The sequence below is a fragment of the Microvirga rosea genome, from assembly GCF_020595095.1.
Taxonomy (GTDB): domain Bacteria; phylum Pseudomonadota; class Alphaproteobacteria; order Rhizobiales; family Beijerinckiaceae; genus Microvirga; species Microvirga rosea.
Genome location: NZ_JAJDOP010000004.1, coordinates 313,874 through 335,395, shown reverse-complemented (window position 1 = coordinate 335,395; position 21,522 = coordinate 313,874). Strand labels below are relative to the sequence as shown.

Here is a 21,522-nt window from a genome sequence, read left to right as displayed (position 1 = left end):
CCGTCGCGACATTTTAATCGCGGCGGCATCTTTTTTCCAAGGTGTCCGATGGCGACGCTCGACATCAGCTTCAAACCTGAACGTGCTCATCTGCGCAAGCCCAAGCGCGGAGTGATTGCCGAGAAGGTCGTTCCGCAATCCGTGTCAGGCCGCTACCGGCGCCTCAAGTGGATCGCGCTGATCGTTTGTCTGACCATCTACTACGTGCTGCCGTTCGTCCGCTGGGCAAGAGGTCCGGGTCAACCCGACCAAGCTGTTCTCCTCGATTTCGAGCGGGGGCGTCTTTATTTCTTTTTCGTCGAGATCTGGCCGCAGGAGGTCTATTACCTCACGGGCCTTTTGATCCTAGCCACATTGATCCTCATTTGGCTCAATGCCGTCGCGGGACGAGTCTGGTGCGGTTATTTCTGCCCTCAGACCGTTTGGACCGACATGTTTCTTCTCGTTGAACGCTGGGTCGAGGGCGACCGGAGAGAGCGGCTGAAGAAACGTGGCGCGCCCCTGACCTCGAGGCGCGTACTGGAGATTGGTTTCAAGCACACGGTCTGGATTCTGATCGGCATGGTGACGGGGGGCGCTTTTGTGCTCTACTTCGCCGATGCTCCGACGCTTCTCGTCGAGTTGGCGACGGGGAGGGCGTCTGTCCTCTCTTATGCGTGGGTCGGCATTCTAACCTCCACCACCTACACCCTCGCGGGCTTTGCACGTGAGCAGGTCTGCACTTGGATGTGCCCGTGGCCTCGCTTGCAGGGAGCGATCTGGGATCCTGAAGCCCTGACCGTCAACTACCGCGATTATCGCGGTGAGCCACGCGCCTCGGCCAAGAAGGCTGCTGACCTCAGGGCAAAGGGCGAGCCTGCGGGCGACTGCGTCGACTGCCTGCAATGCGTGAACGTTTGCCCGATCGGCATCGATATCCGAGAAGGTCCGAATTTCGCTTGTATCAACTGTGGTCTGTGTGTCGATGCCTGCGATTCCGTGATGACGAAGCTCGACCGTCCACGCGGTCTCATAGACTATGAGGCTTGGACAAATATCGAGCGGGCTCATCGCAAGGAACCGCCGCGCCGGCGTGTCGTGCGGCCGAAGACCGTGGCTCTGGGCCTGTCCATCGTCGCGCTGATGGCGGTGATGGGAGTGAGCCTCTCTCTGCGCAGCGATGCCAAGATTTCGGTCATTCACGATCGCAACCCAGTCGCGGTGCGGCTGTCGGACGGCCGCGTTCGGAACGGCTACACGGTTCGGCTTTACAACAAGGCTGATGTGGAGCGCGATTTCCGGCTTGAGGTGTCTGGTCTGCGGGAGTCCTCCATTGAGGTCATCGGCGATGATGCAACGGTCGCTGTTGCCCCCGATGCCACACGCGAACTTCGTGTCCTCGTTTCCGCCTCCGCGAACGATTGGCGAGCCATCACCGTGACCGCGACGGATCTCGAATCCGGCAGGACGGTGGCGGCGCAGGATGCTTTCATCCCTGTTGAAGGAGGCCCATGATGGCTCCGATTCCCCGCCTTCGGGACTATAAGGGGCCCGCGCTCCTGTCCTATGGCTTCAGGCCGTTCTTTCTGTTCGGCTCCCTTTATGCCGGTTTGGCCATTCTTGCATGGCTGCCGATGTTTTACGGGGAACTGGAACTGTCGACAGCCTTTGCTCCCCGGGATTGGCACATCCATGAGATGCTTTATGGGTTCCTCCCGGCGGTGATCACGGGCTTCCTGCTGACAGCGGTCCCCAACTGGACCGGACGCATGCCGCTTCAAGGGAAACCGCTGCTCGTCCTCGTCCTGCTCTGGGTTGTCGGTCGGATCGCCGTCACGACCTCTGCCTGGATCGGATGGGGATCTGCGACGATCATCGATAGCGCCTTCTTGCTTCTTGTTGCCGCCGCCATGGCCCGCGAGATCATCAAAGGAAAGAACTGGCGCAACCTCAAGGTCCTTATCGCTCTCGGCTTCCTTGTTGTCGGTAACCTTCTCTTCCATATCGAGGCACATTTTTTCGGTGCTGCCGACTACGGCATCCGCTTCGGGATCGCCGCCACCATGATGCTGATCATGCTGATCGGCGGGCGCATCATTCCCAGTTTCACCCGTAATTGGCTCGTCCGCGAAAACCCTGGACGTCTGCCGGCACCGTTTGGTCCCTTTGATGTGGTCAGTATGGCCGCCGCAGGCGTGGCCCTTGTGGCCTGGATCGCTGCGCCTGAATGGAATGGGACCGGAGCGGCTCTGATGGCAGCCGGTGTGCTCCAAGGGGCGCGGCTCGCACGCTGGGCAGGGGAGCGCACCTGGCGCGACCGTCTGGTCCTGATCCTGCATATCGCCTACGCGTTTGTCCCGCTCGGCTTTATCCTGACGGGGCTTGCATCCTTGAGCCTTCTGCCAGCTGCCGCTGGAATTCACGCCTGGTCCGGAGGGGCGATGGGAGTCATGACGCTCGCCGTGATGTCCCGAGCCAGCCTCGGGCACACGGGCCGGGCGCTGGTCGCGTCGGCGACCATACAGGGGCTGTATTTCCTGCTCGTGGTCGGCGCCCTCGCACGCGTTTGCGCCGCCATCCATCCTGCTTGGACCACCCCGCTTCTTCATGTCGCGGGCCTGGCCTGGGCCGGAGCCTTCGTTGGCTTCGCCATCTCCTACTGGCGGGTCTTCACCCGTCCCCGGATGGCCTCGTGATCCTGCTTCCCATACGGGCGGGAAAGACGCCGCCCTAGGTGGAGTTATCTGAAGCATGGACGAGGGGCCGCACGACAAGCATCCGTCGGAGCCGGACAGCCTCAGCCTTGCCTCCAACGCAGAATGCGCTAAGAAGGGCCCGGTTCTCGTCTTGGTCCTTCCCTTGCAGGGCGGGTCGTTCCCACGAGACCATTTGCGGCCTGGGCCGCGAACAAGGCATGATGAGGGGTGACGAGCGAGGCCTTCTCAGCTATGGAATGCCTGACTCCCTAAAGGGGGCCTGTAGCTCAATGGTTAGAGCCGGCCGCTCATAACGGTCTGGTTGCAGGTTCGAGTCCTGCCGGGCCCACCATTGTTATCAAACACTTAGGCAGTGTTCTTCCGCTCCCCCAATCCTCAACCAATGAACCAACCAATTTTTCATCGATTGATTTGATCGGCTTTTCCGGGCGCGGACGATAGCCAAGTGCATTGGCGGCAGTCTTCAAATGATCGGGTGGTGATGACCGTAGACCCGACCCAGCATCTCGACGCTCATCCCGAAAAACCTACCTGCTTCCCACTTGTCGACGCCGAGCTGCATCAACCATGTCGCTGCGGTGTGGCGCGCAGCGTGTGCGGGTCACCTGGGGCAGGCCGCGTGGTTGATCGCGGAAGGAACATTTCGAGCGAATGGAATCGCTTCGACTGGCACGGCTGTTTATGCGCTTCTGGCGATGGCCGAGGTATTCTGTATTTTTCGGACCGGATTCGATGCTCGGTATTACCGTCGCTGACGCCGTCGCCGTTGGGACGCTGGTCATTGCAGTGCTTGCCGCTTGGCGGGGTGCGCGTGCGGGCGAGACGGCCAAGAAGATCATCCCGATGGACCCACCGATGGCGATCATGGGCGCGGCGATCGTCGACAGCATGACCTTGCGGGATCTTGTGGAGGCGGTGAAGGATCACGCGACCGCCATTCGTGAGGCGATCAAGTCTAACGAGCGACTGGAGCATGATCGCCTTGCCGATGCGGTTGAAGAGCTTAAGAATAGGCTGGAGCCAAATATAAGAGACCGACGTCGCTAATTGCTGGAATTGCGCTCGGCCCAACTAAGGAGGACGAGCCAGCCCATGGGGTTAGGCAAGTCTCGGAATTGTTCAGATATTGGGAAACTCACAGCCTCAGATTGCCTTATTATATAATGTTGCAATTTCTGTTAGCATCTTTTATCTAGCTATCGGTTCTGCAGAGAAAGAAGCCGACCGCGCCACCGATGCCCAAGCCCCACGAAGCGCCCCCAAAAGTCATAATGTAAAGCAAGAATGTGTATTGTGAATGACTTTCACTCTCTTCTGAAAATGTAATCAGCAAATCAAACAGCCACTCTGCGATTAAATATCCAACGCAGCAACCAAGCGCGGCGCCGAATAGCATAGCTGCAAATCTCATGTCAGCTGTTTCCTACGCGGTGCTTTTCCAGCTCTTGAAATACAGTAGGCAATAAAATGAGCGCAGTCCACTACGATATAACGTCAAAAGGACTGCCAACCTATGGAAACTATGGCGGTCCTGGGTGGACAGGGGGCAAGTTAAACGGAACAAAGTTCGATGTGCCAGCCGTTAATGCGTTAGATCAAGTCTTCAAAGATCATGATTTGGCTTATGGAAACGCGCGATCCCAAAAAGATAAGTTGCTAGCTGATATTGACTTAATACTTGGAATTACAGGGTTGGTTGGCCCAAAGGAACGGGGCAAGCTCGCTCTATCCATCCGTGAGGCAATCCAGTCCAAGGAGCGACCGGAGCACGATCGTCTCGCCGATGCGGCCGAGGAGCTCACGTACAGACTTAAGGAGCCTCAAGGGAGAAAAGGCGTCAGGGTTGAGGACGCTCGGTTTGCGTTAGAGGCGCTTTAGATTGGCGAGTGGAGGCTAGTCTGTAGTGGACGGAAAAGAGAGGTGATTTGTCTATGTCATAGGCCCCGTCGATTGTAGCGCATGCCATGCCGTCTGGAGCGCATTCGCCTAAATTTTTAAAAGCGGGCTCAACTTTAGAACCGGCGATTGATAATATGTAATAACATGCTGTCGCCTGTTGCGCTTGGCAAATAGCGAGTTCAGGTAAGGTTTCGCGTTGGAATGAGAGAGGGTCTATGATATTACTGTCGGCAGCAGCGAAACTAATAGTTTTGTCAGCCTTAGCTAGGCCAGTTAACGCCGCGAGCTACAGTAATTTATACGGCTGCTGGCAGCGATCTGACAATAAAACGACATACCCAACATTGGTCGTGTACTGCTTTAAGAAAAGCAGGATGGTCTTTGGATGGCGTTCAGACAATGGATATAGTTTCGATTTTTCGGGAAGATGGAATTTAGTAGGTAAAAATATAGATATTAAGTTTCGTGATGCGACTCAGCTCAAGTGTAAAATTGAGACGGGAAACAACAGCTCTGAAAAAGAGATTAAATTAACCGACTGCAACTCTGTCAATGCAAACGGCCTCTACCATCCAACGACCATCAAGGGAATTGAGTAGTCATGGGCGAGTACAAATTCTTCGTTGATCCCTACTGAATCTATAAAAATCGCGTACAAGGCTAGATTGACGAGCTTGGGGCGTTGCCGAATATTCAAATCTTGCTGAACAACAGCAAGGATAAAGATATTATTGTTACCGATAACCCGCATAGCAAGAATCTTATTCCGGGTAATCAGGCGTTCTTAGATGCAACTATACCCAGAGGTCAGGCGGGTCATGCCCAGGTAGATAATAAACCTCCCATGATATTTATCAATCCACAGCATTGGAAAGATAAAGTTAAAATATTCGTTCATGAAATACTCCATCATTTGTATCTTGGGCTTGCGGGTGGAGCGAGCAGTTTCTAGTCCATCGGTTGAGCCATACGTGACACTTCCGGTTGTTGGCGCAAATATATCTCTAAGGCGAAAGCCTTCAGGTATTCTGTTGAGTAGATAAAGATAGGCCATGGTTGGCACCCTGGGGTGGAAAGTCGAAATAGCATCAGTTGCAGAGTTAATGTTATACACAATTTACGATATATTGTAACTGCAAGCTCGTGCTTCAACTGGGGTTCGTGGCTTAAATCTGGAGGCCTAAAAGTGCTTACTTGCAGAGCATGAGGGTCGATCGCGTGCGAAGATCACATCGCCACCGGTTGGCTCAAAGTCCTCTACCAAGCGTACGAACCGCGCGGAGGCATTGAAGAAGACCGAGTGACCCAACCAACGTACAAATGCGGCGGGAAAGCCCATAGTGCGTTCATGAATCAAGTCCTCTCGACACTTATCTTATGCTTATGAAAGCCATAGGCAGTGAGAGATTGCGGCACGACAATGGATCCTTGGCGCTGCCGCTGCTGGGATTATTCTGGGCTTAATCGCACGTTCCGGTACGGGCGAGTTGATTCAGCAGTCTAGGGATAAGAACCGACGAATCCGGAGGCCTTTTTGCGCGGACGGTGAAATCATCCTGTCGCGTATGGCGAGACAAGGCTGACCACAGTCAAGTTCTTGACATTCAAATATGCTGCTTCGTGAAAATCGCACCGGGATCGCTCGCTGATGGCCCGGGATCTCACGTCACGCAAGCAGGGGAACCGCCAATCCGACCTTGACGCGATCCATGACGACGGATGTGCGGAATCGTTTCACGTTGTTGTTGCCGAAGAACAGTCGCCGTGTGAGCGCGTCGTAAGCCGTCATTGTCGGCACCACGATCACCAACAAGAAATCAGCCTCCCCCGTGACGTAGTAGCACTGCTGCACCTCCGGAACCGCAGCGAACTCCTGTTTGGCGGCATCAATCAGATCCGCGGTTTCACTGATGACCTCAACCTCGACGAAGATGGTGATGGGCTGCCCAACCGGATCGGATCGACCACTGCGACATTGGCCTGGATGACGCCCGCCTCCTCCATCCGGCGGACGCGGCGCTGCACCGCCGGAGCGGACAGATTGACGGCCCCGCCGATGACCCGCAACGGGGTCGTATTGTTCCGCTGGAGGATATTCAGGATCGCAAGATCAAAGCTGTCCAGGGTGATCGAGGATGAAGATTTGGATGCCACCGGCCTGCCCATACGAAAAATTCTTGCGCTCGGAAGGCCTAAATAGAGCGCCTTTCTCGCCTCATGTGCAATATCTTCTCGCTGCCCGACATAGAAGGACCGTGATGATCCTGCCTAACCAACACCCTGACTACCGCAAGCCGCTGGATCCACGCGATGCCGAGACGCTGGGTGTGACGGCTGCTGTAGAGGTCGAGCGGTACCTTGCCTACCGAGACAATTATAGCCCGACACCTCTGCGCAGCCTGCCGGCCTTGGCTGCGGAAGTCGGCTTGGGCGCGGTCCACATCAAGGATGAGGGATTTCGGCTGGGGTTGGGCAGCTTCAAGGCTCTAGGCGGCTCCTATGCGGTGATCCGGCTCGTCCTGGAGGAGGCCAGCCGCCGGGTCGGACGCCCCATTGATGTCGTCGAACTGCACGCGCCCCAGGTTCATGCCATCGCGGCCGACATGACGTTCGCTTGTGCGACGGACGGCAATCACGGACGCTCGGTCGCTCAAGGTGCGCAACTGGTCGGAGCCAATGCTGCCATCTTCGTGCATTCCGGGGTCAGCGAGGAGCGTGTAGCGGCCATCGCCCGCTTCGGCGCCCGGATGATCCGGGTCGAGGGCACCTATGACGACTCGGTCGCAGAGGCCGCGCGCGTCGCGGCCGAGCAGGGTTGGACCGTGGTTTCCGACACGTCATGGCCTGGTTACGAGCGCATTCCCGGACTGGTCATGCAAGGCTACACCGCTATGGTGCGCGAAACCTTACGCCAGCTTCCAGAACCACCGACTCACGTATTCGTGCAGGCTGGCGTCGGCGGCATTGCGGCGGCAGTAGCCGGGCATCTGGCTCTCGTCCTTGGTGATCAGCGGCCGACCTTCGTCGTTGTCGATCCGGCTCGGGCCGCCTGCCTCTTGGAGACGGCCCGAGCGGGCCATCCGGTCAAGGTCAGTCACGGCGAGCCGACGGTCATGGCGATGCTCGAATGCTATGAGCCTTCACGGGTCGCTTGGCGCGTGCTGTCCCGTGTCGCCGATGCCTTTATGACCGTCGACGAGGAAGACGCGGTTGCCGTAATGAACCGCCTAGCCCGGCCCGCCGGCAACGATCCGGCCATCGTGGCGGGCGAGAGCGGTGGCGCGGGCCTCGCCGGGATTGTCCGCGCCGCGGCGGATCCTGAAATCAGGACGCTCCTCAACCTCGACAAAACATCCCGCGTCCTCGCCATCAATACCGAAGGTGCAACCGATCCGGAGCGTTATGCGGAGCTGGTCGGGATGCGGCCCGACACCGTCCCAGCCACCATCGGAGGGGTAAACGCTTGACAACGCTTTCCATCAATGCGGAGCGATTGCTCGGCCGCCTCCGGGAGCTTGGACAGATCGGCCGCGACAGCGATGGTCGACTGGTCCGGCTCGCAGGCTCCGACGCCGACAAGTCCGGACGCGATGCCTTCGTTGCCTGGATCCGCAATGCGGGCCTGGATGTTGCTGTCGACCGCATCGGCAACATCTTCGGGATCTGGAGAACCGCCGATAGCGCTGACGATGCCCCCATTCTGCTCGGGTCGCACATCGACACCGTCATCGATGCCGGCATTTACGACGGCTGCTTCGGTGTGCTCTCCGGGTTGGAGGTCATCGAAACTCTCAAGTCTGCCGGGTTCGTTCCGGCTCGACCGATCGCGGTTGCCGCCTTCACCAACGAGGAGGGCGTGCGCTACGCGCCGGACATGATGGGATCCCTCGTCTACGCGGGCGGGCTTCCCGTCGGAGAGGCACTGGCGACAATCGGCACCGACGGCACCGTGCTCGGAGCAGAACTCGAACGGATCGGCTATGCGGGCCCTGAGGAGCCGGGCTTCCTCAAGCCGCATGCCTATGTCGAGTTGCACATCGAGCAAGGCCCCGTGCTGGAGCGCGAGGGTGTGCCTATCGGCGCGGTGGAGAACCTTCAGGGTATCTCCTGGCAGCGCGTGACCATCGAGGGTGAGGCTAACCACGCCGGCACGACACCCATGTCGATGCGCCGGGATGCGGGCTATACCGCAGCCCGCGTGATCACCTTTTTGCGGGACCGGGCCCGGAATGCGAACACGCCCACCGTCGCCACGGTCGGGTGCCTGAGCTTCGAGCCGAATGCAATCAACGTCATTCCCTCGCGCGCCACCTTCACGGTGGACCTGCGCGATCCAGACGAAGACCGGCTGAAGGCGGAGGAAGCAACCCTTGCGGCCTTCTTGAAGGAGTTGGCGGCTGCTGAGGAGGTGAAGGTCTCGGTCGAGCGACTGGCCCGCTTCGAGCCGGTCACCTTCGACCCGAGCATCGTCAAACTCGTGGAGGATGCCGCTCGGAGTCGCGGGCTTGCCTCGAAGCGCATGACCTCGGGTGCCGGGCACGACGCCCAGATGATTTCCAGAATCGCTCCCTCTGCCATGATTTTCGTGCCGAGCACTGGCGGCGTCAGTCATAATCCGCGCGAGCATACGTCCGATGCCGACCTCGTTGCTGGAGCGAACATCCTGCTCGACGCTGTCACCCGCCTCGCAGCTCAATAAAGGTTCTCGGAGAGACAGATGACCCTCGATTTGAGTGCCCTTGAACGGGAAATGACCGCTTGGCGACGTGACCTTCATGCCCATCCGGAGTTTGGCTTCGAAGAGAAGCGCACAAGCGCCTTCGTTGCCGCTAAGCTGCGTGAGTTCGGCTTGGACGAGGTGATCGAGGGCGTGGGCGGAACAGGAGTCGTCGGCACGCTCAAACGCGGCAGCGGCAACCGCGCGATTGCCCTCCGGGCCGATATGGATGCCCTACGCATCACCGAGCAAGGAACGCAGGATCATCGTTCGCAGAACCCTGGCACGATGCATGCTTGTGGCCACGACGGCCACACCGCCATGCTGCTCGGAGCTGCCAAGCTCCTCGCCGAGGAAGGGCACTTCGACGGCACCGTGCGTTTTGTGTTCCAGCCTGCCGAAGAATGGGGCAAGGGCGCGCTCGCCATGCTGTCCGACGGATTGATGGAGCGCTGTCCGTTCGAGGAGATCTATGGCTTGCACAACATGCCGGGCCTGGCCGTCGGACACTTCCAGACCCGCGTGGGACCGATCATGTCGGCGGAGGACAACTTTGAGATCACCCTGAAAGGCGTTGGCGGGCATGCTGCGCGCCCGCACTGGGGTAATGAAGTGTTGGTAGCGGCCTGCGCGATGGTGATGAACCTCCAGACCATTGTTTCGCGCCGCCTGAGCCCGACTGAGATTGGCGTCGTCTCAGTAACAGAGCTGATTACCGACGGCACGCGCAATGCACTGCCTGGAATTGCGCGGATCCTCGGCGATGCCCGCAGTTTTCGGCCTGAGATCAGCGCCGAGATCGAGAAGCAGATGCGCATCATCGCCGAGGGTACGGCCCAGACTTACAATGTTGCCGCGGAAATAACCTACACGCGCGAATTCGTTCCGCTCTTGAATGATGCAGCCCTGGTGAACGAGGCCTTCGCAGCCGCCCGAACCGTCTTCGAGCCGGAGCATGTTTCAACGGCGCGCGAGCCCATGACGGGTTCGGAAGACTTTGCTCGGTTCCTGGAGCATGTACCCGGCTGCTTCGTATTCGTCGGCAACGGCAAGGAGTCCAGGCCCCTGCACAACCCAGCCTATGACTTCGATGATCAGGGGCTGCTCTATGGGGCACGCTTCCATGCCGCCATCGTCAGACAGCGATTGCCGGCCATTTGAAGGTCATGGTTTTCGCACGCCGAGCCTCGTTCTACCTTTCCTCGGCGCGGAACCTGCGGCTGCTTGAAATCCTAAGGCAACAAGTCCCCATTGCTGACAATTCCCGCTCCGGCTCTGCCCATGATCTCTTTGTGGCATAAGTCGATATGCAGCAAAATGCGCGTGCTTGTTTGTAGCATCTCATGCGGGCGTCGAAGGAACCAGCACGCGCGCTGCCGTGATCCACATCACAAGACCGATCCCGCCATCAACAACCCGCCACATGCCCGGGCGAGCGAAGAACGGGCGCAGCAGACGCGCACCGTAGCCCAATGAAAGGAAGAAGGTGAAGGATGCGAGCATGGCGCCGAGTGCAAACATGTCCCGCCCCTCATCGAACTGGGTCGAGACCGATCCGATCAGCACGACAGTATCGAGATAGACGTGTGGATTGAGCCACGTGAGAGCCAAGCAGGTGAGCAAAGCGCGTTGCAGTGTGGTTGTGGTCGTATCTGATACTTGCAGGCTGGCCTCAGCTGCGAATGCCGATTTGAAGCTGCGGGCCCCGTACACAATGAGAAAGGCCGCTCCAGCATAGCGCATGATGGGCTCGGCCCAGGGCATAATGGTGCTCATCTGCGCAAAACCCGACACGCCTACCAAGATCAGCACGGCATCGGACAGGGCGCAGGTCAAAGCGACCGGCAGAACGTGCTCTCCCCTCAGCCCTAAGCGCAGCACGAAGGCATTCTGCGCTCCGATGACGAGGATCAAGCTCAGGCCCAGCGCGAAGCCTGCGAAGAGAGGGACGGTCACGGCACACTCCAAGAAATCATCGACAGGAGCTAAAAGATGCCTCAAAATTAGGAAAGTTAAATTTATTGAATCAGAATTAGAGTTTCTAAATCGTGCTCGATTACGTCCATCTTGCCTCCCTTGCGGCTGTCATCCGGACCGGTAGCTTCGAGCGGGCTGCGCAGCACCTCAGCGTCACTCCTTCGGCCATCTCCCAAAGGATCAAGCAGTTGGAAGAGCGGCTCGGGGTTGTGCTGGTGGTCCGGGGGCAGCCTTGCACAGCGACTGAGCTCGGCCAGCGCTTATGCCAGCATGTCGAGCAGGTTGCGCTACTTGAAAGTTCCCTGCACGAGAGCCTCCCAGGCCTTCAGAGTGAAAGCCGCCTTGTGACTCTGCGGATCGCTGTAAACGCCGACAGTCTTGCGACTTGGTTCGTTTCAGCCATGGCCGGGACTGAGGGATACCTGTTCGACTTAGTGCTTGATGATGAGGATCACAGCGCGGAATGGCTCCGGCGTGGCGAGGTGGCGGCGGCCGTGACAGCGTCCAACACCCCAATCCAGGGCTGTGACTGCCATCCCCTAGGAGCCTTGCGGTACATTGCGACCGCCAGCCCGGCGTATTGCGCCCGGTGGTTTGCTGATGGGTTCAACGCGCTTGCGGCGGCGCATGCCCCTTGCCTGATCTTCAATCAGAAGGACCGGCTTCAGGCCGACTGGCTACAAGAGGTGCTCGGAGCCGACGTCCATCCGCCCCTGCACTGGCTGCCCTCGTCTCAAGCCTTCGTGGATGCAGCTTTAGCTGGGATCGGCTGGGGTATGAACCCCGAGCCGCTTGTGCGTGAGCACCTTCGCACTGGGCGGTTGGTCGCGCTGAGGTCGGACCAACCTCTGAATGTCCCTTTGTTCTGGCAGCAGAGCCGCATTGTAAGCCCGACGCTCAGCAATGTAACGCGCGCTGTGGTGCATGCGGCCAGGACCACGCTGGTACCGGTCTAATTTACGCACAGCCCCCTTAGTAATGGGACGGGCCCTCTCCAAAGGGATTGGGCCCGCTTTAGGCATTAGGGTTTCCGGTTTGTTGTTCCCGTCCGGTCGGCATCGGTTCGGCGCTCGTCCTCGACGTCAACCTCGGTACGACGTACCGTGTCGGATATAGTCTCAGTGCGCTGCTCGGCCTCCTTCCGGACAACGACCTCCTCGACCAAACGAGCCTCCTTTGAGACGACAGCCTCCTCAGACCGCTCCTCTACTTCGATCATGCGCTCCTGAAATGGGTCGCTCGCAACTGCGCCGGATTGCGCCGAGCCGGAAACGGGGCGACGCTCCACCTCGACATGCTCCTCTCGCAAGCTGACTTGTTCACTGACTGGACGCTCCACTACGTAAGAGCGAACACGCACCCGGCCGTGGCTCACATCGCGCTTGCCGACATGCAGTTCTTCTTCGGCGATCGGGATCACCTCATCCCCACCCGTGGTGCGTTGTGAGGTAGTGTTTGTCATGCCTGAGCCTCCGAAGCCAGGATTTGCGGCATTCCCTGACATAGCTGAAGGACCCGAAGCCAGATTGGCGGTTTTACCGGGCATCGCATTCGAGCGGCCTGCCCAGCCTTCACTGCGCCAAGTATCGGATCTTTCATCAATGTCGATTGTGCCTTCATCATCCAGGATATCGATGACACGCTCGTAGTCGGCGTCACGTGCGTCAACCGAGACTAGAAAACCGCCGCGGCGAAGACCCTCCGCGTAAGTAAAGCGATCCTCGTCCGGGAGGAAGAGATCACGTAGCGAGTCCCATAAGCCCACACTGGCTTCCGGGAAGGACTGCGGATCTGCGCTACCTGATCTGTCGCTGTCTCGCTCATTTCCAGGCATCAAACGGATGCTATCGCGTGAAATCCCGGCCGAGTGGAGGCGGCTGATTGCCTGCTCAGCATCGCTTCGGCTGTCGAAGAAAGCCGTCACCAGCCTTCCGGTTGCTGCTCCAGAGCTCATTGTTAGTTCTCCTTGGGTTGGGGGGCCATCGGTATTAAGCCGCTCTACAACGACACGCTGCTTGCGAAGTGTGACCGGTGCCTCAACTGTCTCGGTGGCAACGTGACGCCGAATATGCAATTCCTCTTTGAGCACGAGGCGTTTCTCAATCACGAGCACCTCCTCCAGCACCGGCACGATGGTCACGTCGCCTTCTGTCCTGATCTCGGGTGCAGTCTCGACAATCTCGTTCACGGGCACGTGAGTAATCTCGACCGTCGCACGTCGCACATCTGCATGAGCGATCTCCTCGACAGTGTCGGTAACGGTTTGTACCCGCAATCGTCCGGTGATAATGGGCCGCTTGCCAACGGACGCGGTCTCTTCCATGAGTGGAATAACTTCCTCAGACATGGTGCGAGTGCTACTTCCGGGCGCCTCGAGCACGCGAGTTTGCTTTTTCGTCTGCACTCCAGGTTGGCGGTGCGGTTGGATCGCTCATGACTGTTCTCACGTGAACAGATGCCAACGGGTACCTGTCGTGAGAGTTCCTTTCTCTCCTTAGTATCGACGCTGGCGGGCTAACCTTGGCAATACACTGGCCCGCCAGGAATTCTGTTCCGCTTCACTGAACCATTTCCGGAGCTGGGGGTTGGGTCGCCAAACAGGAGGTCGCGTCATGACCGATGTCCATCACCCCGATACTCCACGCAACCGCGGTGACTATGATGCTCCCCACATGAGCTCGGTTACTCCGGCTGAGGATGTCCGTACCATTATGCTCAACAAGGTGACGTGGGGCGCGGTACTTGCCGGCGTGGTCGTCATGCTCGTTGCCCAGCTTATCCTCAATCTGCTTGGCATTGGAATTGGCGCAGCCACCCTCGATCCCAACGCAGGCGCAGCCGAGAACCCGTCGGTCTCCACATTCTCGATTGGCGCCGGTGTGTGGTTTCTGGTCTCCGGGATCCTGGCCGCTTTGGCTGGCGGCTATGCCGCCGGCCGGCTCGCAGGTAAGCCAAAGGAGTCCACGGCTGGTTGGCATGGCCTCACCGCATGGGCACTGACGACTTTGGTCGTATTCTATTTGCTCACCACGACGGTTGGCGGGCTCCTTGGAGGAGCCTATCGCACGGTGACGAGCGCCCTCGGCAACGTCACGCAAGCGGTCGGCTCAACAGCTCAGACGGCTGCCCAGGTTGCGGCACCGAACATGTCCCGTGTCGCTGACCCGTTCTCCTCTATCGAGCAGCAGATCCGTGGTGCAACCGGCGGCAATGATCCGGCCGCCTTGCGCGATGCTGCTGTGACGGCCGTTCGTGCGGCCTTAACAGGCAATGAGCAGCAGGCAGCCGATGCCCGCAATCGCGCCGCTGAAATGCTAGCCCGGGCGCAGAATATTCCCGTCGACCAAGCACGCACGCAGGTTCAGCAGTACGAGCAACAATATCGACAGACTGCCGAGCAAGCCAAGCAGCAAGCCGCGCAAGTGGCTGATGCTGCTTCAAGGGCAGTCTCCAAAGGTGCCCTGTTCGCTGCTCTCGGCTTGATTCTTGGGGCTGCCGCCTCCTGGTTCGGCGGGCGCATGGGTGCAGTGCAGCCGACGATCACGGCAAGCTTGGGCATGAGCCGCGCCGGCGCGACGCCGTCCGACGTTGCTCCCGACCGCACAAGCACCATCATTGAATCGGATCGAGCGCCACGGAGCGCATCACCAAGGACCGGAACGACGGACGCGCAGTGATAGGGCGGCCGAGCTTGACCGCTTTTGAACGAACCGCCAATCACGGAGGAAACGATGGGATTGCTGGACGCAATTCTAGGCTACATGATGGGTGCTGGGAGCTCCTCAATGCAGGGGCGTGGCGGAACAACATCGCCGATTGTCAAAGCGCTGATGATGCTGCTGGCAGCCAAGGCTTACCAGCACTATCGATCCGGTCCGCAGGGAGGCCCCCTTGGTGGCGGGCTCGACGGCCAGACGGGCAGGGGCCTCGGCGGGATGCTCGGTCAGGACGGTGGCCTTGGAGGTCTGCTTGGCGGACTGCTGGGTAGCGGCGGCGGACTTGGCGGTGGCGGACTTGGCGGAGGAGGTTTGGGTGGTCTGTTCGATCAGTTCCGCCAAAACGGTTATGGAGACCACGTGGACTCCTGGGTAGGCACAGGTCAGAATCGACAGATCGCCCCGGCTGAACTTTCTCAGGTGCTTGGCTCGGACACCCTCGATGAGCTCGAACAGCGGACCGGGGTGCCGCGCCAGGAACTCCTATCCGAACTTTCGCAAGAACTGCCCGATGCCGTCGACCAATTCACGCCTGAAGGGCGTCTCCCTACCGAGCAAGAGGCATCCTCCCGTTGGGTCTAACGGTAGCGAGGGCAGGGGCGATGCCGCCGTTCCAGTACTGCAGTTACGAAGATGCGCGGATCGATCGAATATTGATCCTGGAGGTGTGAATGAGAGCAGGATGCGAAGAATTTCCTTGTTTCGAAGATCTTGATGCGGCTGCCGGGAGCTGCCGTCTCGCCCGAGGCATGGCGCGGGCTGATAGAGGAGTGGGCGGTAAAAATTCAAACCAAGGAGGGCTCAAGCCTGCGTCAGTCCGCTATTTGAAACATGAGCTGGCGGCTCTACCTTTCTTACATGCAACTGTACGAGAAGATCCATAAAGTGTCCTCATCGTCACAATCCGCAATACTCATTGACCCTGAACAGATCATCGACTCGTCTAGACGATACTAGGCTGGAGGGCCCGTGCTTACCTTTCCGGCTGACGGCGGCGAGACAGGTACCCTTATGCGCACCCGAGATTGGTCTATGTCCCCTCTCGGTTCCCCTGAGCATTGGCCACCGGCCTTGCGCACGGTCGTGAGTTTGATGCTGACGTCCAAGTTCCCGATGTTTGTGGCCTGGGGGCGGGAACTCACCTTCCTGTATAATGATGGGTACGTCCCGATATTGGGGGCGAAGCATCCGCACGCCATGGGTCATCCTTTCCAAAAGGTTTGGCCGGAGATCTGGGACGACATCGAACCTCTCGTGGCCAGGGCGATGGCCGGTGAGGCAACGTTCCACGAGAACCTGCATTTGGTCATGGAGCGTCACGGCTTCCCGGAAGACACTTGGTACACGTTTTCCTACTCGCCCGTTCGAGACGACAGCGGCGCCATCGCCGGCATGTTCTGCGCATGCACCGAGACCACGGAGAAAGTACAGGCCGACCGAAGGGCTAAATTCCATATCGAACTGAGCGAGCGTCTCGCCACCCTGTCCGAGCCGCGCACCGTCACCCTGGCGACAGCGCGAGCCCTTGGTACCCACATCGGTGCTGATCGTGCGGGCTATGGTGAAATTGATGAGACAGGAGGGGTGGTTGCGGTTGAGCAGGATTGGGTAAGGGATGTTTCTATCGGAAGCTTGGCGGGCGAGGCTCGCATCCTGGAGGCATTCGGCCCAGCCGTGATCGCGGAGTTGCGGGCTGGACGCACGCTCGTCGTTGAGGACTGCCTTGATGATCCACGCGTCGGCAATGCCCATGCCGCAACCTGGGCGAGCATTGGCTGTCGTTCTCTAATTGTAACGCCATTGATAAAAGATGGGCTGTTTCGAGCGCTTCTTTATGTGCACGAGGCCAAGCCGCGCCATTGGACCGCCACCGAGGTCATGCTTGTCGAACGAGTCGCCCATCGCACCTGGGACGCCGTCGAACGCGCCCGCATTGAAAAAGATCTTCGAGACAGAGAGGCGGCCCTGCGGGAGAATGAACAGCGGTTGCGCGCGACCTACGAGCATGTCTTCGCGGGTATCGGCGAAGTTGACCGGAATGGGCGCTTCCTCCGCGTCAACGAACGGCTGTGCGCCATCACCGGCTATCGCCCTGACGAGCTGGTTGGGCAGACTTTCTGGGCCATGAATCATCTGGATGATCGTGAGGTGGATTTGCAGCGGTTCTCGCAACTGATGCTGGGGAAGACACGGACTTACACGATCGAGAAGCGCTATATCCACAAGGACGGCCATGAGGTGTGGGTCGAAGTGGCAGCATCCCGCGTCGACGACGCAGCGGGCCAGCCTCTGTACGGCATCAGCGTTATTCAGGATATCAGCGATCGCAAGAGGGCTGAAGAACACCAGCAGCTCCTCATTCACGAGCTGAACCATCGGGTGAAGAACACTTTGGCCACCGTGCAATCCATCACGATGCAGACATTGCGTGGGTCCGAAACGCCCCGCACGACATCGGAGGCTCTGGAGAGCCGCCTGTTCGCACTCTCTCGCGCCCATAACGTGTTGACCCGCGAGAATTGGGAGGGCGCCCTGCTGCATGACGTCGTCAGCGAGGTTCTGGAACCTTACAGGAGCGGCCGGGAGGGAAGGATTCAGTGCCAGGGTGGGCGGGTCCACCTCGCGCCGAGAATGGCGTTGGCACTCTCGATGGCGATCCATGAGCTGGCAACGAACGCTGCCAAGTACGGAGCGCTCTCCAATGAGGCTGGACAAGTCCACCTGACTTGGATGGTGGATCATACCCCGATGACTCCACTCCTGCTCCTGCGATGGGAGGAAAAAGGGGGGCCGGTGGTGAAGCCGCCATTAAGGAAAGGCTTCGGGTCGCGTTTGATCGAGCGTAGCTTGGCTCTCGATCTGAATGGCAATGTCCAGATCGAGTATGCGCCTCAGGGGCTGATCTGCTCGGTCGAGGCTCCATTGCCACCGTGGATGTGGCAATTGACGCTCCCGGAAAACCGCGACGTGCCAAATCCATAACGTCCGATATGCCCACGAGAGTAACCTGCTTCCGCTAAAATAACCGTACGAGGTGTTTGCGGAGTTAGAAGGTTCCTGGCTTAGTCAGATCCCAAAGAGCCGTGCTAAACCAGCTCGCGATTGTGTAGACCTGGAACAAGTATGATACGATCTGGCCTTCAGCTCCACCCTCCTGCATTCGGTCCCGACTTCTGCAAAAGCTTTGAGGACCTTCTGACCTGGCGCCGGGATGTGCGGAGTTTCCGGCCCGATCCCATCCCTCAAGGACTTATGGACCACCTGCTCGATCTCGTTCAACTGGCGCCCTCTGTCGGGAACAGCCAGCCTTGGCGATTCGTCTCGGTTGAGAGTGCAGACGCGCGTACAACCGTTCAGAACAGTTTCGAGAAATGTAATCAAGAAGCACTCGCCGGCTTCACAGGCGAGCGTGCGCAGATCTATGCCAGATTGAAGTTGGCAGGTCTGAATCAGGCTCCGGTCCAGTTGGCAGTGTTTTGTGATGAGGCGACGGAACAAGGAAATGGATTGGGACGCAAAACCATGACGGAGACTTTGGCTTGGTCCGTCGTCGGTGCCGTTCATCTTCTATGGTTGGCTGCTCGTGTCCATGGGCTTGGTCTTGGATGGGTATCGATCCTTGAGCCCGCTCAGGTTGCCGAAGCTCTGGAGGTCCCCTCGACATGGCGGCTGATCGCCTACTTGTGCTTGGGGTGGCCTGAGGAGGAGCATGACACCCCTGAACTCGAGCGCTATGGATGGCAGGCCAGAACGACACAGGGACGTACGGTCTTGCGTCGTTGATGGCGTCTCGAACGAAGCAGGCTGACAGTCCAACGCTCGTCTTAGACAGAAATCAGCTGCTGTCGGCCTGCTTGAGTGCGCTTCATAAGCACTCCGGCATCATTGCCGGACCCGTACTACTTGGGCTGTGCTGTCTTCAAAGGTTGGAGCGCCCAAGCGATGAGGGAAGCATCCAGGGCATCGACCTGCTGGTTCAAGGTGCCAACAATTTGGTCCACTTGGGAGCCGAGAGACGCCTCTCTGGCTTGAATCTCCGACGACATCGCCATCATTTTTGCGGCGTCGGTCACGGGGATCTTTTTCATCTGTTGCTGGGACGTTGAGCAGATCCTGCCATACTCCGCATTCAGCGCTTTGATCTTAGGAGCTGCCTCGTTCAGGGCCTGCAGGAGCTTGGGAGTCGCGTCGGGAGGCGTCGTCGACGAAAATGAAATTCTATATGAACGTGCAGAGTCTGTGAGCTGCGCACGGGTGCTTTCGATCTCGGCCTTGCCGGCTTTCGCAGCCTTTGAGGAGATGAATTCGCCTCTCAGTCGTTCAACGGCGCTCAAGTTGCAGCCGCCTTGATTGAAAATCCCATCGAGGGCCTTATGGGCAGCCGCATCCCGCTCATTGAGCGAACGTTCGTAGACCGAGGAAAACGCAGCAAGCGGAGCGCTGATTTGGCGTTCCAGATCCTCCATGGCAGTTTGCCGTGCCTGCTCCTTCTCCAAGGCAGCTTCCATCTCTTCGGGGCTCATTTCCTCGTCATCCGAGGCTGCAACGCCCTTGATAAAGCCGTGGGGTGTTGCGGATGAACGGAGAAGCGAATCGAGAGGATAGCCCCGTGCGGAGGAGGTTGCGCATACAAGGGCAACGAGAGCGGCTGAAAGAAGATGTGCTTTGATCATGACCGGCTTGTTGAATTGTTGAGACTGCACCTTGGCGAGCAGGTCCCGATAAGGCCGCGTGACCTCGCACAAGATGCTGGCCTGGTCAATCGCGGGCTAGGTCCTCTATCCCCGGCCAAGTCACCTTCCAGACGGCAAGTCGGGCACATGGATGCCGCTCTCCACCGTTGATTGGTGAGAATGGAATACACGAGCTGTCGAATGCTCAAGGATGAAGGAAATGGATATCGCCGTACCAATCCAGCGATATCCTCGTTCAACGGGTTAATCCAGATTGTGAATCCTACCGAGTTCAATGCGTTAGGGGGCATTGTCCGTACAACACCCGCCCTCTGTTGTATCCCAAGCTTCGCTTGGCGATTCCACGTGCGAACGCTTTTGATCGCTTTACGCAGGCGCCGTTTCGTACCCGAAGATGGATTTGATCTCGAGAAACTCCTCGAAACCGAACTTGCCCCATTCCCGGCCATTGCCGGATTGCTTATAGCCCCCGAAAGGGGCAGCGGAGTCGCCGCGCGAGCCGTTCAGATGAACCATCCCGGCACGAATCTGACGAGCGACACGGCGTGCTCGTTCCGGGTCGGCGGACGTAACATAGCTCGACAGGCCGTAAACCGTGTCATTCGCGATCTCGATCGCCTGCGCTTCGGTTTCGTAGGGAAGAATGGACAGAACCGGGCCGAAGATTTCCTCTCGCGCAATCGTCATGGTGTTGTTCACATTCGCAAACACCGTTGGCTGCACATAATAGCCGCGGTTCAGATCTGCAGGGCGGCCGAGCCCGCCTGTCTCCAAAGTGGCGCCTTCGTTGATCCCGGCCTGGATCAACTCCTGAATCCGCTCGAACTGGGATTTATTGACAACCGGGCCAATGGTCGTCGAGGAAGAGCGAGGATCTCCGACTACGGTTTCCTCGGCAACGCTCCGTGCAAGCGCAATAGCCTCATTTTGACGGCTGGCTGGAACGAGCATACGGGTCGGAGCATTGCAGGATTGCCCGCTGTTGGCAAAACATGCTCGTGTTCCATGAGTAATGGCAGCGGTGAAATCCGCGTCATCCAGGATGATGTTGGGTGACTTTCCACCAAGCTCCTGATGGACGCGCTTCACCGTATCTGCTGCCGCTTTGGCAACGAGAATGCCCGCGCGTGTCGAGCCTGTGAAGGAAACCATATCGATGTCGGGGTGACTTGCAATTGCCTGTCCAACAGTTGGACCGTCCCCGTTCACGAGGTTAAAGACTCCCGGCGGAATGCCTGCCTCCTCGATAATCTCCGCGAAAATCAAAGCTGATAGAGGTGCAACCTCGCTCGGCTTGAGAACCATCGTACAACCCGCGGCAAGGGCAGGGCCGACCTTGCAGGCGATCTGGTTCAGGGGCCAGTTCCAGGGAGTTATCAGTCCGACAACGCCAATAGGCTCCCGTGCGATCAATGTGGAGCCGATCCGTTCGTCAAAGGAGTAGCTCCTCAGAACTTCGATCGTCCGGTTAAGATGTCCCAAGCCTGCGGGCACATGGCGCTCTCGTGCAAAAGCCAATGGGGCGCCCATTTCGGACGATATGGCCTCTGCCAAATCGTCAGTGCGGCGTTGGTATGCTTGGACAATTGCAGATAGCAGAGCGAGGCGGTCTTCGCGGCTGGTTCGTGAAAATGCCGTGAAAGCACGACGTGCGGCCCGCACGGCATGGCTTACGTCCGCAGCACTGCCGAGCGCGATTGTGGCAACAGGCTCTTCCGTTGCCGGGTTGATAACGTCGAGCTGTCGTTCTTCCGTCGGACGAATCCATTGCCCGTCAATATAGAAATGATGGTGTTTCGGCACGTATCGCCTCCGGTCATAAG

19 protein-coding genes, 1 tRNA gene and 1 pseudogene are annotated in these 21,522 nt (G+C 58.6%); 15 read left to right on the top strand and 6 right to left on the bottom strand.

Annotated elements, in window-relative coordinates; all coding sequences use genetic code 11:
• The first annotated feature begins 48 nt into the window (after positions 1-48).
• The 4 genes from ccoG to LJD17_RS13000 all read left to right on the top strand — a co-directional run bounded on the left by ccoG (position 49) and on the right by LJD17_RS13000 (position 3,743).
• Positions 49-1,494, top strand: a complete 1,446-nt coding sequence (gene ccoG, locus LJD17_RS13020) for a cytochrome c oxidase accessory protein CcoG (RefSeq protein WP_227384610.1) — start codon at positions 49-51, stop codon at positions 1,492-1,494.
• Positions 1,494-2,675, top strand: a complete 1,182-nt coding sequence (locus LJD17_RS13015) for an NnrS family protein (RefSeq protein WP_227384788.1) — start codon at positions 1,494-1,496, stop codon at positions 2,673-2,675. The genes ccoG and LJD17_RS13015 overlap by 1 nt, the downstream gene beginning before the upstream one ends.
• Positions 2,676-2,951: 276 nt before the next feature.
• Positions 2,952-3,027 (top strand) — tRNA-Ile (locus LJD17_RS13010).
• 401 nt (positions 3,028-3,428) lie between these two features.
• Positions 3,429-3,743, top strand: a complete 315-nt coding sequence (locus tag LJD17_RS13000) for a hypothetical protein (RefSeq protein WP_227384609.1) — start codon at positions 3,429-3,431, stop codon at positions 3,741-3,743.
• Positions 3,744-3,888: 145 nt separating this feature from the next.
• Here LJD17_RS13000 and LJD17_RS12995 read toward each other — a convergent pair whose 3' ends face one another.
• The gene (locus LJD17_RS12995; RefSeq protein WP_227384608.1) at positions 3,889-4,107 is read right to left on the bottom strand and encodes a hypothetical protein; all 219 of its coding nucleotides are present in this window, start codon (positions 4,105-4,107) and stop codon (positions 3,889-3,891) included.
• A gap of 56 nt (positions 4,108-4,163) precedes the next feature.
• Between LJD17_RS12995 and LJD17_RS12990 the strand changes: the two genes are divergently transcribed.
• The 3 genes from LJD17_RS12990 (at position 4,164) to LJD17_RS12980 (ending at position 5,547) form a co-directional block, all read left to right on the top strand.
• Positions 4,164-4,574 (top strand): hypothetical protein, encoded by a 411-nt coding sequence (locus LJD17_RS12990; protein ID WP_227384607.1) that lies wholly within the window; start codon positions 4,164-4,166, stop codon positions 4,572-4,574.
• Positions 4,575-4,810: 236 nt separating this feature from the next.
• A complete protein-coding gene (locus LJD17_RS12985) occupies positions 4,811-5,194 on the top strand; it encodes a hypothetical protein (protein WP_227384606.1) in 384 nt (127 codons plus the stop codon).
• Positions 5,195-5,277: 83 nt separating this feature from the next.
• The gene (locus tag LJD17_RS12980) at positions 5,278-5,547 is read left to right on the top strand and encodes a hypothetical protein (protein WP_227384605.1); all 270 of its coding nucleotides are present in this window, start codon (positions 5,278-5,280) and stop codon (positions 5,545-5,547) included.
• 714 nt (positions 5,548-6,261) lie between these two features.
• Here the strand turns inward: LJD17_RS12980 and LJD17_RS12975 are convergent.
• Positions 6,262-6,761: pseudogene (locus LJD17_RS12975) on the bottom strand (Lrp/AsnC family transcriptional regulator).
• Positions 6,762-6,853: 92 nt separating this feature from the next.
• On the opposite strand from LJD17_RS12975, the gene LJD17_RS12970 reads away from it, so the two are divergent.
• The 3 genes from LJD17_RS12970 to LJD17_RS12960 are packed head-to-tail and all read left to right on the top strand — an operon-like array spanning position 6,854 to position 10,473.
• Entirely contained in the window at positions 6,854-8,062 is a 1,209-nt protein-coding gene (locus LJD17_RS12970) for a diaminopropionate ammonia-lyase (RefSeq protein ID WP_227384604.1), read from the top strand.
• Positions 8,059-9,294, top strand: coding sequence for a Zn-dependent hydrolase (locus LJD17_RS12965; protein WP_227384603.1), 1,236 nt, complete (start codon positions 8,059-8,061; stop codon positions 9,292-9,294). Before LJD17_RS12970 ends, LJD17_RS12965 begins: the two co-directional genes overlap by 4 nt.
• 18 nt (positions 9,295-9,312) lie before the next feature.
• Complete coding sequence (locus tag LJD17_RS12960) at positions 9,313-10,473, top strand: M20 aminoacylase family protein (protein WP_227384602.1); 1,161 nt, start codon at positions 9,313-9,315, stop codon at positions 10,471-10,473.
• 180 nt (positions 10,474-10,653) lie between these two features.
• Here LJD17_RS12960 and LJD17_RS12955 read toward each other — a convergent pair whose 3' ends face one another.
• Entirely contained in the window at positions 10,654-11,268 is a 615-nt protein-coding gene (locus LJD17_RS12955; protein WP_227384601.1) for a LysE/ArgO family amino acid transporter, read from the bottom strand.
• Positions 11,269-11,360: 92 nt separating this feature from the next.
• Between LJD17_RS12955 and LJD17_RS12950 the strand changes: the two genes are divergently transcribed.
• Positions 11,361-12,245, top strand: a complete 885-nt coding sequence (locus LJD17_RS12950) for a LysR family transcriptional regulator ArgP (protein WP_227384600.1) — start codon at positions 11,361-11,363, stop codon at positions 12,243-12,245.
• A gap of 65 nt (positions 12,246-12,310) precedes the next feature.
• Here the strand turns inward: LJD17_RS12950 and LJD17_RS12945 are convergent, their stop codons facing one another.
• Positions 12,311-13,636: a YsnF/AvaK domain-containing protein gene (locus LJD17_RS12945; RefSeq protein ID WP_227384599.1), complete on the bottom strand. Its 1,326-nt coding sequence runs from the start codon at positions 13,634-13,636 to the stop codon at positions 12,311-12,313.
• A 265-nt stretch (positions 13,637-13,901) separates the two neighbouring features.
• Between LJD17_RS12945 and LJD17_RS12940 the strand changes: the two genes are divergently transcribed.
• The 4 genes from LJD17_RS12940 to bluB all read left to right on the top strand — a co-directional run bounded on the left by LJD17_RS12940 (position 13,902) and on the right by bluB (position 18,788).
• Positions 13,902-14,966 carry a PhnA-like protein gene (locus tag LJD17_RS12940; RefSeq protein ID WP_406600802.1) on the top strand — a complete coding sequence of 355 codons (1,065 nt, stop codon included), beginning with the start codon at positions 13,902-13,904 and terminating at the stop codon, positions 14,964-14,966.
• 54 nt (positions 14,967-15,020) lie between these two features.
• A complete protein-coding gene (locus LJD17_RS12935; RefSeq protein WP_227384598.1) occupies positions 15,021-15,587 on the top strand; it encodes a YidB family protein in 567 nt (188 codons plus the stop codon).
• A 450-nt stretch (positions 15,588-16,037) separates the two neighbouring features.
• A complete protein-coding gene (locus LJD17_RS12930) occupies positions 16,038-17,987 on the top strand; it encodes a PAS domain-containing sensor histidine kinase (RefSeq protein WP_227384597.1) in 1,950 nt (649 codons plus the stop codon).
• Positions 17,988-18,128: 141 nt separating this feature from the next.
• Entirely contained in the window at positions 18,129-18,788 is a 660-nt protein-coding gene (bluB, locus tag LJD17_RS12925) for a 5,6-dimethylbenzimidazole synthase (RefSeq protein ID WP_227384596.1), read from the top strand.
• Between the two features lie 116 nt (positions 18,789-18,904).
• On the opposite strand, the gene LJD17_RS12920 is transcribed toward bluB, so the two are convergent.
• Both LJD17_RS12920 and LJD17_RS12915 read right to left on the bottom strand, forming a co-directional pair.
• The gene (locus LJD17_RS12920) at positions 18,905-19,750 is read right to left on the bottom strand and encodes a hypothetical protein (RefSeq protein ID WP_227384595.1); all 846 of its coding nucleotides are present in this window, start codon (positions 19,748-19,750) and stop codon (positions 18,905-18,907) included.
• 315 nt (positions 19,751-20,065) lie between these two features.
• Complete coding sequence (locus LJD17_RS12915; RefSeq protein WP_227384594.1) at positions 20,066-21,502, bottom strand: aldehyde dehydrogenase family protein; 1,437 nt, start codon at positions 21,500-21,502, stop codon at positions 20,066-20,068.
• Between the last annotated feature and the right edge of the window lie 20 nt (positions 21,503-21,522).

Coding starts and splice junctions, on each gene's coding strand:
- LJD17_RS13015 (WP_227384788.1), top strand. CDS start 1,494: ATGGCTCCGATTCCCCGCCTTCGGGACTATAAGGGGCCCGCGCTCCTG.
- LJD17_RS12940 (WP_406600802.1), top strand. CDS start 13,902: ATGACCGATGTCCATCACCCCGATACTCCACGCAACCGCGGTGACTAT.
- LJD17_RS12945 (WP_227384599.1), bottom strand. CDS start 13,636: ATGTCTGAGGAAGTTATTCCACTCATGGAAGAGACCGCGTCCGTTGGC.
- LJD17_RS12985 (WP_227384606.1), top strand. CDS start 4,811: ATGATATTACTGTCGGCAGCAGCGAAACTAATAGTTTTGTCAGCCTTA.
- ccoG (WP_227384610.1), top strand. CDS start 49: ATGGCGACGCTCGACATCAGCTTCAAACCTGAACGTGCTCATCTGCGC.
- LJD17_RS12960 (WP_227384602.1), top strand. CDS start 9,313: ATGACCCTCGATTTGAGTGCCCTTGAACGGGAAATGACCGCTTGGCGA.
- LJD17_RS13000 (WP_227384609.1), top strand. CDS start 3,429: ATGCTCGGTATTACCGTCGCTGACGCCGTCGCCGTTGGGACGCTGGTC.
- bluB (WP_227384596.1), top strand. CDS start 18,129: ATGATACGATCTGGCCTTCAGCTCCACCCTCCTGCATTCGGTCCCGAC.
- LJD17_RS12970 (WP_227384604.1), top strand. CDS start 6,854: ATGATCCTGCCTAACCAACACCCTGACTACCGCAAGCCGCTGGATCCA.
- LJD17_RS12990 (WP_227384607.1), top strand. CDS start 4,164: ATGAGCGCAGTCCACTACGATATAACGTCAAAAGGACTGCCAACCTAT.
- LJD17_RS12930 (WP_227384597.1), top strand. CDS start 16,038: ATGTCCCCTCTCGGTTCCCCTGAGCATTGGCCACCGGCCTTGCGCACG.
- LJD17_RS12935 (WP_227384598.1), top strand. CDS start 15,021: ATGGGATTGCTGGACGCAATTCTAGGCTACATGATGGGTGCTGGGAGC.
- LJD17_RS12995 (WP_227384608.1), bottom strand. CDS start 4,107: ATGAGATTTGCAGCTATGCTATTCGGCGCCGCGCTTGGTTGCTGCGTT.